Origin of the sequence: Zhenhengia yiwuensis (genome assembly GCF_014384995.1) — a bacterium.
GTDB lineage: Bacteria > Bacillota > Clostridia > Lachnospirales > Cellulosilyticaceae > Zhenhengia > Zhenhengia yiwuensis.
In genome coordinates, this window is record NZ_JACRSY010000046.1 from 1 (window position 1) to 17064 (window position 17064).

The 17064-nt window shown below is 34.0% G+C and carries 16 protein-coding genes, 5 tRNA genes and 3 rRNA genes; 7 read left to right on the top strand and 17 right to left on the bottom strand.

Annotation, left to right across the window (positions count from 1 at the left end):
* Positions 1-321 (bottom strand): 16S ribosomal RNA (locus tag H8718_RS17650); the annotation flags it as partial.
* A gap of 515 nt (positions 322-836) precedes the next feature.
* Positions 837-1028 carry a mechanosensitive ion channel domain-containing protein gene (locus tag H8718_RS17655; protein ID WP_249334178.1) on the bottom strand — a complete coding sequence of 64 codons (192 nt, stop codon included), beginning with the start codon at positions 1026-1028 and terminating at the stop codon, positions 837-839.
* Positions 1029-1322: 294 nt separating this feature from the next.
* Between H8718_RS17655 and H8718_RS17660 the strand changes: the two genes are divergently transcribed.
* A complete protein-coding gene (locus H8718_RS17660) occupies positions 1323-1631 on the top strand; it encodes a hypothetical protein (protein ID WP_249334181.1) in 309 nt (102 codons plus the stop codon).
* A 73-nt stretch (positions 1632-1704) separates the two neighbouring features.
* Entirely contained in the window at positions 1705-2022 is a 318-nt protein-coding gene (locus H8718_RS17665) for a hypothetical protein (protein ID WP_249334182.1), read from the top strand.
* Positions 2023-2088: 66 nt separating this feature from the next.
* On the opposite strand, the gene H8718_RS17670 is transcribed toward H8718_RS17665, so the two are convergent.
* The 4 genes from H8718_RS17670 to H8718_RS17685 form a co-directional block, all read right to left on the bottom strand.
* On the bottom strand, positions 2089-2856 hold the full coding sequence (locus H8718_RS17670; RefSeq protein WP_249334184.1) for an AAC(3) family N-acetyltransferase: 768 nt from the start codon (positions 2854-2856) through the stop codon (positions 2089-2091).
* 148 nt (positions 2857-3004) lie between these two features.
* Positions 3005-4879 carry an aryl-sulfate sulfotransferase gene (locus H8718_RS17675; RefSeq protein WP_249334186.1) on the bottom strand — a complete coding sequence of 625 codons (1875 nt, stop codon included), beginning with the start codon at positions 4877-4879 and terminating at the stop codon, positions 3005-3007.
* A gap of 42 nt (positions 4880-4921) precedes the next feature.
* Complete coding sequence (locus H8718_RS17680) at positions 4922-5227, bottom strand: thioredoxin family protein (RefSeq protein ID WP_249334188.1); 306 nt, start codon at positions 5225-5227, stop codon at positions 4922-4924.
* Between the two features lie 35 nt (positions 5228-5262).
* Entirely contained in the window at positions 5263-6177 is a 915-nt protein-coding gene (locus H8718_RS17685; protein ID WP_249334190.1) for an NAD(P)/FAD-dependent oxidoreductase, read from the bottom strand.
* A gap of 254 nt (positions 6178-6431) precedes the next feature.
* Between H8718_RS17685 and H8718_RS17690 the strand changes: the two genes are divergently transcribed.
* From H8718_RS17690 to H8718_RS17700, 3 genes are all read left to right on the top strand, one after another.
* Positions 6432-7100: a Crp/Fnr family transcriptional regulator gene (locus tag H8718_RS17690; RefSeq protein WP_249334192.1), complete on the top strand. Its 669-nt coding sequence runs from the start codon at positions 6432-6434 to the stop codon at positions 7098-7100.
* Positions 7101-7216: 116 nt separating this feature from the next.
* Positions 7217-8668, top strand: coding sequence for an SLC13 family permease (locus tag H8718_RS17695; protein ID WP_249334195.1), 1452 nt, complete (start codon positions 7217-7219; stop codon positions 8666-8668).
* Between the two features lie 247 nt (positions 8669-8915).
* Entirely contained in the window at positions 8916-10364 is a 1449-nt protein-coding gene (locus tag H8718_RS17700; protein ID WP_249334198.1) for an SLC13 family permease, read from the top strand.
* A 106-nt stretch (positions 10365-10470) separates the two neighbouring features.
* Here the strand turns inward: H8718_RS17700 and H8718_RS17705 are convergent.
* The 8 genes from H8718_RS17705 to H8718_RS17740 all read right to left on the bottom strand — a co-directional run bounded on the left by H8718_RS17705 (position 10471) and on the right by H8718_RS17740 (position 14243).
* A tRNA-Ser gene (locus H8718_RS17705) sits at positions 10471-10556 on the bottom strand.
* Between the two features lie 154 nt (positions 10557-10710).
* A tRNA-Leu gene (locus H8718_RS17710) sits at positions 10711-10796 on the bottom strand.
* A 7-nt stretch (positions 10797-10803) separates the two neighbouring features.
* Positions 10804-10877: transfer RNA gene (locus H8718_RS17715), tRNA-Asp, on the bottom strand.
* A gap of 49 nt (positions 10878-10926) precedes the next feature.
* Positions 10927-11826, bottom strand: coding sequence for a LysR family transcriptional regulator (locus tag H8718_RS17720; RefSeq protein ID WP_249334200.1), 900 nt, complete (start codon positions 11824-11826; stop codon positions 10927-10929).
* Between the two features lie 269 nt (positions 11827-12095).
* Positions 12096-12995, bottom strand: a complete 900-nt coding sequence (locus H8718_RS17725; protein WP_249334202.1) for a DUF4097 family beta strand repeat-containing protein — start codon at positions 12993-12995, stop codon at positions 12096-12098.
* Positions 12996-12997: 2 nt separating this feature from the next.
* Entirely contained in the window at positions 12998-13648 is a 651-nt protein-coding gene (locus tag H8718_RS17730; RefSeq protein ID WP_249334204.1) for a permease prefix domain 1-containing protein, read from the bottom strand.
* Between the two features lie 5 nt (positions 13649-13653).
* On the bottom strand, positions 13654-13986 hold the full coding sequence (locus H8718_RS17735; protein WP_249334206.1) for a PadR family transcriptional regulator: 333 nt from the start codon (positions 13984-13986) through the stop codon (positions 13654-13656).
* 183 nt (positions 13987-14169) lie between these two features.
* A tRNA-Arg gene (locus tag H8718_RS17740) sits at positions 14170-14243 on the bottom strand.
* A 152-nt stretch (positions 14244-14395) separates the two neighbouring features.
* Here H8718_RS17740 and H8718_RS17745 point away from each other — a divergent pair.
* Both H8718_RS17745 and H8718_RS17750 read left to right on the top strand, forming a co-directional pair.
* A complete protein-coding gene (locus H8718_RS17745; protein WP_249334208.1) occupies positions 14396-15712 on the top strand; it encodes a putative DNA modification/repair radical SAM protein in 1317 nt (438 codons plus the stop codon).
* Between the two features lie 3 nt (positions 15713-15715).
* Positions 15716-16465, top strand: a complete 750-nt coding sequence (locus tag H8718_RS17750) for a TIGR03915 family putative DNA repair protein (RefSeq protein ID WP_249334210.1) — start codon at positions 15716-15718, stop codon at positions 16463-16465.
* A gap of 92 nt (positions 16466-16557) precedes the next feature.
* On the opposite strand, the gene H8718_RS17755 is transcribed toward H8718_RS17750, so the two are convergent.
* The 3 genes from H8718_RS17755 to H8718_RS17765 form a co-directional block, all read right to left on the bottom strand.
* Positions 16558-16641 (bottom strand) — tRNA-Leu (locus H8718_RS17755).
* A gap of 9 nt (positions 16642-16650) precedes the next feature.
* Positions 16651-16768: ribosomal RNA gene (gene rrf, locus H8718_RS17760) — 5S ribosomal RNA — on the bottom strand.
* A gap of 73 nt (positions 16769-16841) precedes the next feature.
* A 23S ribosomal RNA gene (locus H8718_RS17765) occupies positions 16842-17064 on the bottom strand; the annotation flags it as partial.

Genomic DNA, 17064 nt, shown 5'->3' on the forward strand with positions numbered 1-17064 from the left:
TCCCAGTGTGGCCGTTCACCCTCTCAGGCCGGCTATGGATCGTTGCCTTGGTGGGCTGTTATCTCACCAACTAGCTAATCCAACGCGGGTCCATCCTATGCCGATAAAATCTTTGCTAGCCGGTTCATGCGAACCAACTAGGTTATGCGGTATTAGCGTTCGTTTCCAAACGTTATCCCCCTGCATAGGGTAGGTTACCCACGCGTTACTCACCCGTCCGCCACTAACTTCATGGAGCAAGCTCCAATCCGTCCGTTCGACTTGCATGTGTTAAGCACGCCGCCAGCGTTCATCCTGAGCCAGGATCAAACTCTCAATAAAAAAGTTTGTCTCTTGACATTTTGTACTGTTAAGTAGTACTGACTTGTCACTTCATGTGACTTATGAATCGACTGGTTTAATGGTTACTATTTTATTTTCAAAGTTCATTTCTTCTTATTTATCAAGGCCTCAGCCCTGTGTGTCAGTGGCGCTGTGCCCTGCTGACTTTTATTATTATGCACTATAACTTTGCATAAGTCAACCCCTTTTTACACCTTTTTTAAATTAATATTGTTTTCTTGTTGAATAATCTTAAGAAAGCTTTCCCACAGCGTATGTTTCGCCATTCTAGTTTGCCTTAGACTGCATAGATATCTTGCTGTAAGCCTAATATAATTATTCTTTACTTCTATATAGATAATAGGCATTAAATTACTCTAATAGATAAAGTTATAATCCCCTCTGTATTCTGTCTATAATATCATATAGTATCTCTTTAGCTTTCTCCCAATCGCTCTTCTAGTGTATTATCAACACTAATCTCATGCCAAGTATAGCAAAATCCTTTTTCATAGTTATAAATAGAAAAAAAGCCTTTGCTCTTGGCTAATTCTATTGCTTACTTCTATCATTTTAAATTGTAACCATCCTGCATCAATTACATCTCCTATATTGCCATTAACCTCTATCCTATCTCCCATTTTAAAAGGTTCAGCCCATAAAATATATAAATCCCCTACTATATTAATAAGGATATCTTTCATCATGATGGTAATCCCGACTGAGAAAACAATGAAAGTAACAATATTTTACTATAAAGGTATTTCCTTAAAATAAGTATATTCATTAAAAATACTCAGCTTAATAAAATGCTTTCAATTTAAAATCTTGTTCACCCCAACTTATTTTAATCCATTCCATAAATGTCATTATCTTTCCTATCGCCTCTTCTTCTTAATTATATTTAAATATATATTATTTATTTTCACCATAGGTTTGTCACCCTTTTAGAGGTCGTACATATTATATAATTGTAAACAACTTTAAAGGAGGTTTTTAGTATGGCATGTGATTGTAATGGTTCAAGATTTGAAGATGATTTTCGTAATTTTGAAGAACGTGAAGTAAGAGGTACCTTCTGTGACTTTGACGCAGATGACAGAAATGACAGACGTGACAGAGATGACAGACGTCGCCGTAACTGCAGACGCTTAGCTAATGAAGTTGAAAGACGTATCGATGATTTAAAAGAGGACATTAGAAGATTAGATAATGCTTTTGATAGACTTGAAGATCGTGGTTACATCAGAGGGCGTTCTCGTGATGATAACGACTGCCGTGGTCGCCGTTGCCGTAGATGTGACTGCTAATTTAAACTCGCTATAACTCACTATAAAAATCAATGTAAAAAGAATAAATAACTTAAAAATGGAGGTTTTTAGTATGGCATGTGATTGTAATGGTTCAAGATTTGAAGATGATTTTCGTGATTTTGAAGAACGTGGATTAAGAGGTAGCTTCCGCGACTTTGATAGAGATGACAGACGCGACAGAGATGACAGAGATGACAGACGTCGCCGTGACTGCAGACGCTTAGCTAATGAAGTTGAAAGACGTATCAATGATTTAAAAGAGGATATTAGAAGATTAGATAACGCTTTTGATAGACTTGAAGATCGTGGCTGCATCAGAGGAACTTCTCGTGATGATGACAATGGTCACGGTTGCCGTAGATGTGGTTGCCGTAGATGCGACTTCTAATTTAGACCCCCTATAATTCACTATAAAAATCACTAAAAAAGAGTTAAAGTAGGATAATATCCTACTTTAACTCTTTTTTACATCTACAAAATAATGTTCATCTTCTCTAAGTATATTGATAGCTTTTTTCCACATTGCCTTTGCATTTATTAAATAACATTCTGCTTCAAATACTTTCCCTTTTTTAAGTTCAGTACCTTCTTCTAACAACGCTTCAATTCTATCGTAACATTGGATGGTATTTTTAAATCCATGTGTCTTATAGTATTTATAACTCTTCTCTCTATTTACATTAAATAGTTTATATTGTAGCATCTCACCATATAAATAATCCGGTTCTACCAATTCTTCTACCCCGTGCATAGAGGTATTAGGATTTAACCCACATCCTAAAAATAATATATGTCCTCCCATTTCATTAACCAGTCTAAATGGAGAATTTGGTCCACATGGTGTTTGATCTAAATGATGGTTTTCTAGTAACTCTTTTGCAAATCTTCCCTTTGCACACACAGAATGTGTTGGATGCAAGCTACGTACTACACCATCCATCTTTCTGAAACACTCACTTAATACGCCTACATCAGATGGTGTATCTTTTACACTAAAGGTGTCATTGTTATTTCCATCTACACTTTTATAACTTAATGTAGGCATTAATAATGTTCCTTTTTCACCTAACACATTCTCTATACTTTTTATAAGAGACTCTATTTTTAAATCCTTAAGTCCTAATGCTTTTATAGAACTATGTACTAATAAGATATCTCCCTCTCTCACGCCTAAGTCTCTTAGTTGTTCTTCCATTGCCTTATTATATACGTAACCTATCACCAATTGTGCCCCCTCTTTGTCTGTTATCTTGTGACAACTATTATATTACCACAAAAATATATACTTGTTGTATATTTTTTTATGTATTTTACCGACAAAAACCAAAAAAGGCGCAGAATCTTTTGTGAGATTCTACACCTTTTTTTAATTATAGGTTAACTACAACACCTGTTTGATATTTTTTATCGTCTACGATAACTGTAATTTTGAAGATGCCACTTAAACCTTCTTTATTAACATTGAACTTAACAACTCTTTCATCTGACTCTTGGAATGTACCTGCGCACATTGCTAAGAATGTTTGTTTAGTTGTTGGAACAAAGTATCTATGTACATCATCATTTGTCATAGATTCTAATTGAAGCATTACAAGTTGACCTCTTTCAAATTTTGCATCAAAGATAATACGGTCAACTTCATTAATGAATTTACCTTCATTAATTTCTGGTAATAATAAACCTGTATCTTCTGCTGGGACTTCTGTTAAGAACTCTTCTGTTACAGCCATATGGCCTAAAAGTTGTCCTTCTCCAAGTTCAAGATTAGTACCTTCATGATAGAATTTAAGTTTTTCTGCTCTGTAGTAGTTTGCAGTTGTATGCATTTCATATTTAACTACATCATCTTCAACTTCTACTGTAATAGTTTGAAGTTTTGTTTTTGGATCTTTTGTATCAAGGAACGCTGGTAATACTTGTGTTGGTTTTGCATCATAGTATCCAATACCACCTGAATGTACAAGGTAATGTCCATCTCTGTAATATTCTACGTTACAGATATATGGTGAGAAGAATTGTGCACCTCTTTCTTTTCCGAACTGCCAGATTTGTTCAATTGTCATATCTTCTGTATTGATTCTATATCTTACACCACGAGAGTAGCTATCTTTTGATAACACATATTTAGCTGGGTCTTTTGATCCCCAGTGACCATTGTCAAACATCATAACATCGCCATCTGGTAATACAACACATGCATGTTGCTCATATTGCCAATCGAACTCACCATCTCCAACTGGTGTAAAGAAGTACTTATCTACCATTTCTTGTGGCCAGCCTTCTGGATCCCCGATAATCCAGTTAAGGTCACCTGTTTCATAATCTAAGTTAATAACAGCATCTTGGTGTCTACCTGATAATGTAAGAGAGTTTGTACGTTTGTCATACCATACAGCATTATTATGGAACCAGTCATGTTCTGACCAGCTACCTGATTTACCTTTATCTTGTGGAAGTACTTTTTTGTAATCCCATGATTTTAAGATTTCACCTGTATTTCTATCTACAAGTACACACATATCTTCTGCAGTTGCTGCTCCAGCTTGTTGTGTAAGGATAAGTAAGTTGCCGTCTTCCATTTCAAATTGGTCATGGTGATAGCCACCTGGAATACGGTATTCTTTATAAATTTTACCACAGAGGCTCATTTCGCAGATACCAGCCATATAATATGGTTTACCAATGAAGCGATTTGAACCAATTAGTACATTACCATTTTTAAGACGTTTCATATCAAAGATAAATGGTTCTGTTAAGTACCAACGGCAGTCTCCGTTATAGTCATAACCCGCTGCATAGTCTTCACCAGCTGGTGTTGTAAACATGATATTATCTTGCATATATTCACTTGTTGTATTGATATATGTACATTTACCAATGTTATCTTGGACAGGTGCTGTTTGAATTTTAACTTCTGTTTCTACACCATTTGAAAGTTTAAGAACAACTGTGTTTTCATAATCTCCATATAAGCCCATTACCGGAAGTCTATGCTCTTTTGTTTTTGGGAATGTATGAGTAATGTTTCCAGCTTCTTCTTTACCTTTTACAGTAAGTGTAACTTCTACTTCTTCTTCTGTGTTAAACATGATAACTGCTGAAAGTGGACATACAATATAAGGATTTAATTTTACATATGGACTTTCTACACTGTAACTACCATTTGCAAAAGCTTCAAGCATAGCTTGTTCTTGTCTGTACTGTGCTGTAATAAGATGGTCTACCGATTTAAATGATACTGACATTTTCTTTCCTCCTACCTAAAATGATGTTTTATGATAATTTAATTAAGCTTCTAATAATTGTTTTAATACCGGTTTTTGTTGTAAACCTTTTAAACGCTTTACTTCTTCCCCATCTTGTAATAAAAGGATAGTTGGATAAGATGCTACATCATATTTTTCAACGATTTCTTTATTGCGATCAAAATCTACTTTTAAAATTACTGCATCTGGCATATCTTTTTCTAAGTCTGCTAATACAAAACCTAACATTTTACATGGACCACATGTTTTTGAATAAACGTCAACTAATACTTTACCTTGGTTTGCTACTGCATTAAATTCTTCAAAGTTTGTAATTTCTTTAATCATGATTATTAGCTCCTTTAATTAATCTTTTATACGAATTAAATTGTTTTAATATATTTTGATGCTACTTGTGCTGCAACAGCGCCATCTGAACATGCTGTAACAACTTGTCTTAACTCTTTTGTTACCACATCTCCAGCTCCATAAATACCCGCAACACTTGTTTCCATTCGGCTATTTACTTTAATATAACCTTGTTCATCTAAGATACCTAATGCTGCAAAAGCTTCTGTAGATGGCTTAAGACCTATATACTCAAATACGCCATCGCATGTAAGTTCTAACTCTTCTTGAGTTTGGGTAGATTTAATACGCACACCTTGTAATTTCTCTACTCCAGTGAATCCTTCGATGTTATAGAATTCATAAATTGTTACATTTGGAAGGGCACGTAATTCATCACAAGATACTGGGTCTGCTGTTAAATCAAATAGTGTAACTACTTTTACTGAATTTGCAAGACTTGCAAGGTAGATTGCTTCCTCTACAGCAGAGTTCCCGCCACCAATAACAACAACATCTTTATCTCTGTAGTAAGCCCCATCACAGATTGCACACCAGCTAATATTCTCACCTGCAAAGCGGTCTTCATTTTCTACACCAAGTCTTCTCGGAATAGTCCCTGTAGCCAAAATGACTGTCTTAGCTTCAAAGATTTTCTCTTCTTCACATGTAATAATTTTAATATTACCTTCTTCTTTAATATCTTTAACCGTTCCGTAATCAAAAGTCACTTGTAATTCTTGTGTATGCTCAAACATTTTATAAGCAAGCTCTGCTCCATTAATAGTTCCTACACCTGTATAATTTTGAATTTCATGTGTATTAATAATTTGTCCACCTGGTGCAAGCTTTTCTAATAAAAGTACACTCATATTTGCTCTTGCTGCATAAATAGCTGCTGTCATACCTGCTGGTCCTGCTCCAATAATAACTACGTCGTATAGTGCCACGCTTAACGCCCCTTCCATTTACTTTGTATATATTGATTAGATAATTTTTTAACAAATAAGTTTATAATTTTGTCCTTCGTTTCTTATAAATTCAGTATATCATTCTCTTAAATTTTTAAAAATAACGCATGTTATGTTTCAAAAATTTAAGGGCATCTACATCTATTTTTTTATTTCCATTGATTTTTTAGCCAATATATTGTATTTTCAAATATAATACTTATTTTATTTTTACCATTAGAGGGGGATGCATCATGACATCAATAGATAAATCTTATTTTGATGAGTTCTGCAAAATTGGGAAATTTCGTACTGTAAAAAAAGGTGAATGTCTCTATGATTTAGAGCGCCTAAATGATCATGTATATTGTTTAGAAGATGGACTATGTGCTCTTATAAGCATTACAAAATCTGGCGAGGAAAAAATCTATCATTATTTTGCTTCAGGAAGCATTATCAACTTTACTCCTGCATACCTGACACTCCCCTCAAATGCTGCCTCTGCGGCCTTTTATATGTATACTAAATCTGATTGTAAGCTCTATGAAATTTCTTATAAAAACTTCTACAAATTATTAAGTGAAAATGCTCATCTTAACCGTTATATCATGACACTATTTGCAAATCATTTTTCTAACGTACTTTATCATTTTCACTTTATGCAGGAAGCAAGTACGCCAAGCCGTTTATGCAAAACTTTGCTAGACTTTAGTTATATGTCTGGCAAAAGACGCATTGTAAATAAACATTTTAACTATGTTGAACTCTCTAAATATTTAGGCGTTCACACTGTAACTGTATCTCGTATTATGCGTTCTTTAAAACAGGTAGGTGCAATTGAAAAGGATGGTCACCTTATTGTTATTAAAAACTTAGATATACTAGAACGATATATTCAGGATACAGAATCTCTTCCCTACTAATATATTATTTACCTAAACCTAACATAGGCTATTTTTTATTCCGCCATAGTGTGTTATTGTTTTAACACACTATGGCTTATTTTATTGGCTAAACTTTATTTGAGGGAGAGATTTTCATGCAAGCAAGACTCACCAAAGCTGATATTCACTATTGGATTACTTCAGCTATCGGCATTTTTATTATGCTCTTTTTTAAATTCATTCCTGCTCCAGAACCTATTACTCCTATAGGGATGGAAATCATAGGGATATTCATAGGGATGATTTTACTCTGGTCTTTTATTGATCCTATTTGGCCAAGTTTATTAGGAATTTTATTATTAGGATGTAGTAGTTATGCTTCTATGAACCAAATTCTAATGAACTTCTTAGGTGATGCAACTGTTGTCCAGCTCATCTTTATGATGATTCTTATCGGTGCACTTGTGCAATCAGGTTTAACTGACTATATCGGAAGATGGTTTTTAACAAGAAAGGTTATCAATGGTAAGCCTTGGATGTTCTCATTCATGGTACTCCTAGGTGTTTATGCACTAGGTGCTACATCATCTGCTTTTACACCAATCTTTCTTTTCTGGCCTATCTTATATGGTATCTTTAAAGAGTTAGGTTATAAACCTAAAGATAAATATCCAACACTTATGCTTATTGCAGTTGTAGTTATTGCAATTGTCGGCTTCTCTGCTGCTCCATTTAAAGACGGTCCACTTATCCTTCTTAACAACTATACAACACTTAGCGGCAACGAAATTAACTATACTGCCTTTATGGGATTAACATTACCTTTATCTTTCTTATCTATCATTAGCATCATTTTACTCATGAAATATATATTAAAACCTGATGTTACGTTACTTAAGGAAGTTAATACAGAAATGTTTAATAAAAATCCTTTACCACCATTAAATTTAAAACATAAGATTCTTTCAGTAGCTTTCATAGTTTATATTATTGTCATGCTTCTACCTGGTCTTCTTCCAGCAGATTCTCCTATTAGACCATTCTTTAATGATAATAAATATGGCTTTGCCTTAGCTGTTGTATGCATCCTTTGTTTCATTAAAATTAACGGTAAATTCCTTATTGACTACCAATCTATTGCTAATAACCATACTCAATGGAGCTCTATATTTATCATAGGTGCAGCCCTTACGATTGGCAACGCACTTACTTCAGACGTAACAGGTGTAACACCGTTCTTAAGTAAACTCCTTACACCTATATTTGAAGGAACTGGAGAAATTACTTTTATTATCTTAGTACTTATATTAGGACTTATACTTACAAACTTTTGTAATAGTGTTGTAATCGGGATTATCTTCCTCCCTATTATTCTCACTTTCACTCAATCTATGGGAATTATGCCTGCTCCAATTATTGCTATATTCATTTTTGTTGTTCTATTAGGTACTATTACCCCTGCCGCTTCACCATTCTCAGCAATTATGCATAGTAATAAATCTTGGTTAGACTCTAATGATATATATAAATATGCTACATTAATGACTATACTTATTTTAATTATTACGATTTTAGTAGGTATACCACTTTCAAACATTTTATTCTAAATAACAAGGGCAAAATGATTAACAATCATTTTGCCCTTGTCTGTATATTAACCCAAATTATATTGTCAATTTACTTTTTTATTATGGTGATAATATACATATAATTGATTTATTTTTTTATTCCTTTATACAAAATTTATTTCTAAATAACTTATGTTATTTTTTTTATTTCTTCAATTATGTTATTATTTTAACATACTTGATTTAGGTTATTTTTAGAACTTATTTTAAAAGGGAGATGAATTTTATGCAACAAACAGAACGTAGGCTAAATTATTGGTATCTTATTAATTCTATAATTGGCGTGTCATTAATGTTATTCTTTAAGTTCATTCCGGCACCAGCTCCTATCACTCCTGTCGGAATGGAAGTACTCGGGATCTTCTTCGGTGTAATTTATTTATGGACGACTTGTGATTCAATTTGGCCAAGCTTAGTGGGTGTATCGCTATTAGGAATTAGTTCCTATGCACCTATGAATACTATCTTAATGAATTTTCTTGGAGATTCTACCGTTGTACAAATGCTATTTATTATGGTTCTTGTTGGAGCAGTTGTTCAATCTGGTTTAACTAATTACATAGGCAGATGGTTTTTAACCCGTAAAATTATTAATGGAAAACCTTGGGTGTTTAGTTTTATGCTTCTTTTAGGTGTATACGTATTAGCTTTCTTATCAAGCGCTTTTGCACCAACCTTTTTATTCTGGCCTATACTGTACGGAATTTTTAAAGAATTAGATTATAAACCAGGTGATAAATATCCAACACTTATGCTAATAGCTGTTGTAATTACTGCTATATTTGGTGTAGCTTCTGCACCATTTAAAGATGTTCCTCTTATTCTACTTAGCAATTATAAGAATGTTTCAGGTGTTGAAGTAAATTATGCATCTTATATGGGACTTACTATTCCTTTATCACTTATTTGCTTGACTGTCCTTATCTTATTTATGAAATATGTATTAAGACCGGACGTTACAAGCTTAAAAGCCATTAATGCAGAAATGTTTAATAAAAATCCTTTACCATCTCTAACATTCAAACATAAGCTATTAGCTACTGCATTCGGTCTTTTTGTTATCTTAATGCTCCTTCCTGGTATCTTACCAGCAGGTCCATTACAACAGTTCTTCAATGACAACAAATTTGGTTTTGCAGTACTACTCGTAGGTATTTTATGTGGACTTAAGTTAGAAGGTAAGTTTGTTATCGACTATCAAACTGTTATGAGTACTCAGGTTCAATGGAGCACCGTATTCCTTATTGCAGCTGCATTAACTATAGGTAATGCATTAACTTCTGAAGCTACTGGTGTAACACCATTCCTTAAACAAACGCTTACTCCGATCTTCGGAGGTACAAGTGAATTTGTCTTTATTGCGATGATTTTAGTGATCGGACTTATACTAACAAACCTCTGCAACAGTGCAGTAATTGGGATGATTTTTATTCCTATCATCTTTACATTCTGTGGCACAATGGGTATATCAGCAGACCCAATTGTCTCTATATTTATCTTCTTAGTTCTTATGGCTCTTGTAACACCTGCTGCTTCCCCTTACGCCGCACTTATTCATGGTAATAAAACATGGTTCAAAACATCTGATATTTATAAATATACAACTATCATCTCAGCTGTGATGTTACTTATCATTTTAGTTATAGGTATTCCTCTCTCTAAGCTCGTTTTCTAAATTCATATATAAAAAAGCTCGAAATGCTATGTGCATTTCGAGCTTTTTTATAATACTTATTTTTACATAACAAAAAAGCGTATAACTTATGTTATACGCTCTGAAGCGGAGAAGGTGGGATTCGAACCCACGGCCCCTTTCGGAGTCACTGGTTTTCAAGACCAGCTCCTTAAACCACTCGGACACCTCTCCAAAGTTGTTATGTCAATTACTCTCTTATAATAACATAGTATTTGTCATATGTAAAGCCTTTTTTTAAAAAAATTAAAGTTTTTTAGAACGTCCATAAATCTAGCGCTCAGCTAGGCAAAAAAAATCCTACAACTTATGTTGTAGGATTTCCCTATGCCGGAGACCGGAATCGAACCGGTACGGGAGGTAAGTCCCGCAGGATTTTAAGTCCTGTGCGTCTGCCAGTTCCGCCACTCCGGCATATAAGCGACCCAGAAGGGACTCGAACCCTCGACCTCCGCCGTGACAGGGCGGCGTGCTAACCAACTGTACCACTGGGCCATCGCTATTTCATAAGTATAATAACATATCTATTGACGTATGTAAATAGCTAATTTAAATTTTTTATATTTGTTTCTAGTATAGAAAGAAATTCTGCTGAGGCTGGTGATAAAGGGACACTCTTTAAGAATAGACATCCTATACTTCTCCTAGGGATAGGTTGCATCAATCTAATCTCAAATACTCCCTTACTTTCTAAATAATCTTTAGCAAATTCTTTAACAACACAAGATATACCTAAATTAATCTTAGCAAACTCTAGTAATAAGTCATGTGAACCAAGTTCTATTTCAGGATTAATTTTAATACCTTCTGAAAGTAAATATTGCTCTACATACTGACGAGAATTAGATTTCTTCTCAAGAAAGATAAGTGGTAACTCAGTAAGAGTTTCGAGTGATACAGGATTTTTACTTAACTTCCTATATTCCTCTCCCCCTACAAAGATATCATGTATAGGCAGACATTCTCTTACCTCTAACGCTGGGTCTTCTACCGGTAAATTACATACTGCTAGATCTATTTCACCTGCCTTTAATAATTCGCATTGCTCAATGGTAGTACGATTAATGATCTTTAGTTTGATATTCGGAAATCTTGTATGAAATTCTTCTAAATAGGGCAATAAGAAAAATCTTGAAATCGTATCTCCCACCCCTATTTTAAGTTCTCCAGCAACTAGATTAAGGGTTTCTTTAATCTTTTGTTCTCCTACCTGAATGAGATTCATAGCTGTATGTATATATTCATAGAGTAAGCTCCCCTCTGCAGTCAATACTACACCTCTTGCACTTCTTCTAAATAAACTAATGCCAAGTTCACTTTCTAACTGCATAATAGTTTGACTGACAGCAGGTTGTGTCATATAAAGTTTTTTTGCCGCAGCAGAAAAACTCTGACACTGCGCTACCATACAAAATACCTTATAATAATCTAATTTAATATTCATGTAACCCTCTTTAATTTTATTATTTACTCTACTTATATCATATCGTATTTTTTATGACAAGAACAAGGTTCATAAATGAGCTTATCTTCTATCATTTTATATATACACATTTATATTTACACCATATAATCTATACATTATCCTGTCCTTTTATGGATGTACATATGCAACTTATGCCTCCCCCTCTTAAAAGTCATGAGCCACTTCAACTTGACTTTTATTTTAAGCGAATAAAAAACTTTATATCCATTAAACTAAATACAATTGAGCTAATTAATCTCTAGATTTCCCGAAACTGTTTTTACCCTCAACTTAGCACTTTCATCCTTATAGCTATACTTTTTCTTACTTTTTGCTATAACATCAAAATCACTTTCAAAATCTCCACTTGTGGAGTTAAACTCTAAATCAAATCCGTTCATCTTAGCAAAGGTTAAGTCTATATCACCTGAAACCGATTCAACTCTTATTTGTTTAGGATGCTGCATTAATTCTAGTTCTATATTACCACTTACGGTTTTACCCTCTACATTATTACACATACCTTCTATTTCTAAATCACCACTTGTACTAACTCCCTCTAGGGAATCTATCTCTATATTTTCTACCTTTATATCTCCACTAGTCGTATTTATTTTCATTTCTTTTGCAGTAACATTGATCATTTCAATATCACCAGATGTTGTCTGACATTCTATTTCATCAACTATCACATTATCCATTTTGATTGTGCCAGATACTGTCTTTAAATTTAGTAATTGTTTATAGGTTGCTGGTACATAAATTTCTACTCTCTCATTAAAGCTCCAATTCCCAAAGTTAAACACCTTAAATCCAATGTTATTTTTCTTCTCTACTCTTACTTTATGTTCATATTGAACTAACCTTAACTTCTCGTCTTCTGGAATTCTTCTATTAGCTACTTGCTTTACTATTAGAACAGGTTCATCTGTTTCATAAATATATATATCCTGGTTTACCAAATCAACTTCAATCTCATTCATATTTTCTAAAGGCACTTCATAATTTAGTTCATGCCCGTTTCCTGTTAAGGCTATAGTCATTTCCTCATGATTCGTAAAGCTTGCATAAACAAAGATGCCAGTTAAAAAAACAATAATACAACTCCATAATACAATTTGCAATATAATTAAATTCTTCCTACTCATAGCTATTTCTCCTTTAACTTAAAGACAAGATGAACTATGTTTTGCAAAGCTGCACCTATAATAAAAATGATCCAAGAATAAGACCATAAATCTCCCATAAAGCCTAGTAGTAAATAAATAGCCACAATAGAGGTCCAAAGTATGCTTGATACAATACTCTCAAGCTCATTTTTTCTCTTTTCTTCAGAGGTCATTCTCACTCTCTCTGGATGACTTTCATCTTTTAAAACAGCTGGTTTACTACACTGATCATAAACAAGCATTCCTGTTGCAACTGTAACCATAATAAGCAGTAATATGAGTCCTAGATTTTCGGCTCCAAAGAAAGAAGAGCAGATAAGCACAGTACCACCTAAGATATATAACATAACTGCAAAACTAGTAATTAAAGCACTTTTTCTTCTACGTTTCTCTATATCTTTTGTGGTTATAATAACTGCACTCTCATCTAATCCACTTAATAACTCTCTAATATCTCCAATACTAGAAGTAACTATAATAAAGGCCTCCTCCTTACTCTTTCCTTCTCTAAGTAAATCTTCATATCTGTCACTTAGGTTTGTAAGCATTTCTTCTTTTAATTCTTGGGCATACGTACTATTAGGTACTTGTGAAAACAAATTGTTAATATAATCTTGCAATCTCTTATTCATACTATTTACTCCCCAATCTCTATTAATTTAGTAATCAATTCCTTAGCAGTCTGCCATTCTTCCCTATTCTGTTCATATAATGCTCTTCCTAGATGCGTTATCTTATAGTACCTTCTTCGTGCTCCTGTTGTCTGATCTCCCCAGTAAGATGTAATAAATCCACCTGTCTCTAATCGCCTAAATGCTGAATACAGTGTTGCTTCTTTAAGTTCATATTGATTATCAGTCTTCTCCTGTATAGACTTGTTAATCTCATAGCCATAACTATCATTATGTATAAGATGCGCAAGTATAATTGTTTCTGTATGACCTCGTATAAGATCTGATGCTATAGACATGCTGACCTCCTTTATATATATGAAAACTTTACTTAATGTTTATACTTTAATTATAATATATGTAGATATACCTCATCTGTCAATGTATATTCATAAGAATAGTATATAAGATTCAAAACTTATTTTATAGCAAAAAAAGAAGGCTGATAAACTTTAAAAGTTTATCAGCCTTCTTTTTCAATACGTATCCACAGGGATTCGAACCCCGGACCCACGCCTTAGAAGGGCGTTGCTCTATCCAGCTGAGCTATGGATACACAATGATTAACCAATTACTTTATTATCTTACCATGATTTTTGACGTATGTAAAGAGAAATCTCATAAATAAATTAAATTTATTCTCTAAATAAGCTTTTCTTCCCTAGACTATCGAACACTTGTTCTGTTATAATAAAATAAGGTGATGTTATGGATATTAAAACAAAATTAGAGATTTTATCAGATGCAGCTAAATATGATGTATCCTGTTCCTCTTCAGGCTCTAAGAGGCAATCTAAGAAAGGCGCTTTAGGTTCTACTGAAGCCAGTGGTATATGCCATTCTTTTACGCCTGACGGCAGATGTATTTCATTACTAAAAATTTTACTCACTAATTATTGTATTTATGATTGTGCCTATTGTATTAACAGACAGTCTAATGATGTGCGGCGTGCGGCTTTCACACCTGATGAAGTCGTTAGCTTAACTATGAACTTCTATAGGCGTAATTATATAGAAGGTCTCTTCTTAAGCTCTGCTATTATTAAGGATCCAAATCATACAATGGAACTTTTGACTACAGTACTTAAGAAACTACGCATTGAACACGAGTTTAGAGGCTATATTCATGTTAAAGCCATACCTGGTGCAAGTGAAGACCTCATTAATGAATGTGGGCTTTATGCAGACCGTATGAGTGTTAATATTGAACTCCCATCTTCTAAGTCCCTTAAACTGCTAGCACCTAGTAAAGCTAAACAAGATATATTAAAACCTATGGGGCTTATTAAATCTCATATTCTAGAAAGTCAAGATAACCGTAAGTCTTTCCGTCATGCACCTCTCTTTGTACCTGGTGGGCAAAGTACACAACTTATAGTAGGGGCATCTCCAGAAAGTGACTTAAGCATTATGAATCTAAGTCAGGGGCTTTATGATAAATATTCACTTAAACGTGTTTATTACTCAGCTTATATTCCTATTAATCAAGGCAATAACTTGCCTATACTTAAGTCTCCTCCTGTTATGCGTGAACATAGACTCTACCAAGGTGACTGGTTATTACGTCTTTATGGTTTCAGAGCAAATGAACTACTAAATGAACAAAACCCTAACTTTGATATTAACTTTGATCCTAAGACCTCCTGGGCACTACGTAATATGCATCTCTTTCCCATTGAAGTTAATAAAGCTCCTTACGAAATGCTTATACGTGTGCCCGGTATTGGACTTAATGGTGCCAAGAAGATTATAAGTGCTAGACGACTTACTAACTTAACCTTTGAAGACTTAAAAAAGTTACGTATTGTTTTAAAACGTGCACAATATTTTATATTATGTAATGGAAAGTATAATGGAAATGTATCCTATGATGATGAGAAAATTCGCCTTGCTATGAAACCCGAATTAGACCTTAATATAGTTGAAAACAATGCTACCCAACTTAGCTTATTTGATCAACCTCATTCTAAGTCAAGAATTTTACTCTTAGATGATTTACCAACTGCATTAACAGGAGAATTATAAATTATGAAAAATTATTTATATGATGGAAGTTTTGAAGGCTTTCTTACTGCCATTTTCTATGCTTACCAAGATAAAGAGTCTCCTCTTATTACTAGAGAACTCAATTATATACCTAATCTCCTTTATGAACCTATTAAAGTTAACGTAGAGCAAGATAAGTTTAAGCGGGTTTATACAAGTATTCAGACTAAACTCTCTACTTCTATTCTCTCGACTGTCTACTATCTTTATCTAAGTGAGTTAAAAGGATTTGAGAATCTCTGTTTAGATTATCTTAAATTATGCTACCGCTATGGTGAAAGTATTAATCTAGCTAAAAATAATGACACAATTATTCAAGTAGATTCTTTCCGTCGTAAGGTAACACTTGAAGTTCATCGTTTTAATGGTTTTGTTCGCTTTAAAGAGATTGGCCCTAAGTATTTCTATGCTCAAATAGAACCTGACCACAATATTCTTCCTCTTTTATCTGAACACTTTACTAAAAGGTTCTCTGACCAACGTTTTATTATTCATGATTTAAAAAGAAAGACTGCTCTTGTGTATAATCAAGAAGAAGTCTACTTACAGCAACTAACTTTAGAAGAGTCTCATGCCTTAGCAAGTACTAATATCATTGATCCCTTTCAAGACTTATTCAAAAGCTATTATGATGGTACAACTATTAAAGAACGTAAAAATCCTAAATTACAAAGAAGTTTTGTGCCTAAACGTTATTGGAAGCATCTTGCTGAGATGTGTACATTAGATTAAATAAACTAAGATAAAAAGTATATTAAAACAAAAAAACATATTCAACAATCCTACACTCATACAGGATTCTTGAATATGTTTTTTTAAATATATGCCCGAGACCGGAATCGAACCGGTACGAGGGTTAGCTCGCAGGATTTTAAGTCCTGTGCGTCTGCCAGTTCCGCCACTCGGGCATATTAAAAATTTGGCAACCACCTACTCTCCCAGGCCGTCTCCAGCCAAGTACCATCGGCCGCTTTAGTCTTAACCTACGTGTTCGGTATGGGAACGGGTGTTTCCCTAAAGCGCATCGTCACCAAAAATATTTGAGTATTTTATTTGCCTTTCTTATACTCTCAAAAACAAATACTGCAACAAGTTAACCTTGTTTTTTTAGGTCAAACCCTCGAACCGTTAGTATTGGTCAGCTACACATGTTACCATGCTTACACCTCCAACCTATCTACCTCGTAGTCTACAAGGGGTCTTACTCCTTTCGGATGGGAAGTCTTATCTTGAGGTCTGTTTCACGCTTAGATGCCTTCAGCGTTTATCAGTTCCAGACTTGGCTACTCTGCTATAGGCTTGGCAGCCTAACAGATGCACCAGCGGTCCGT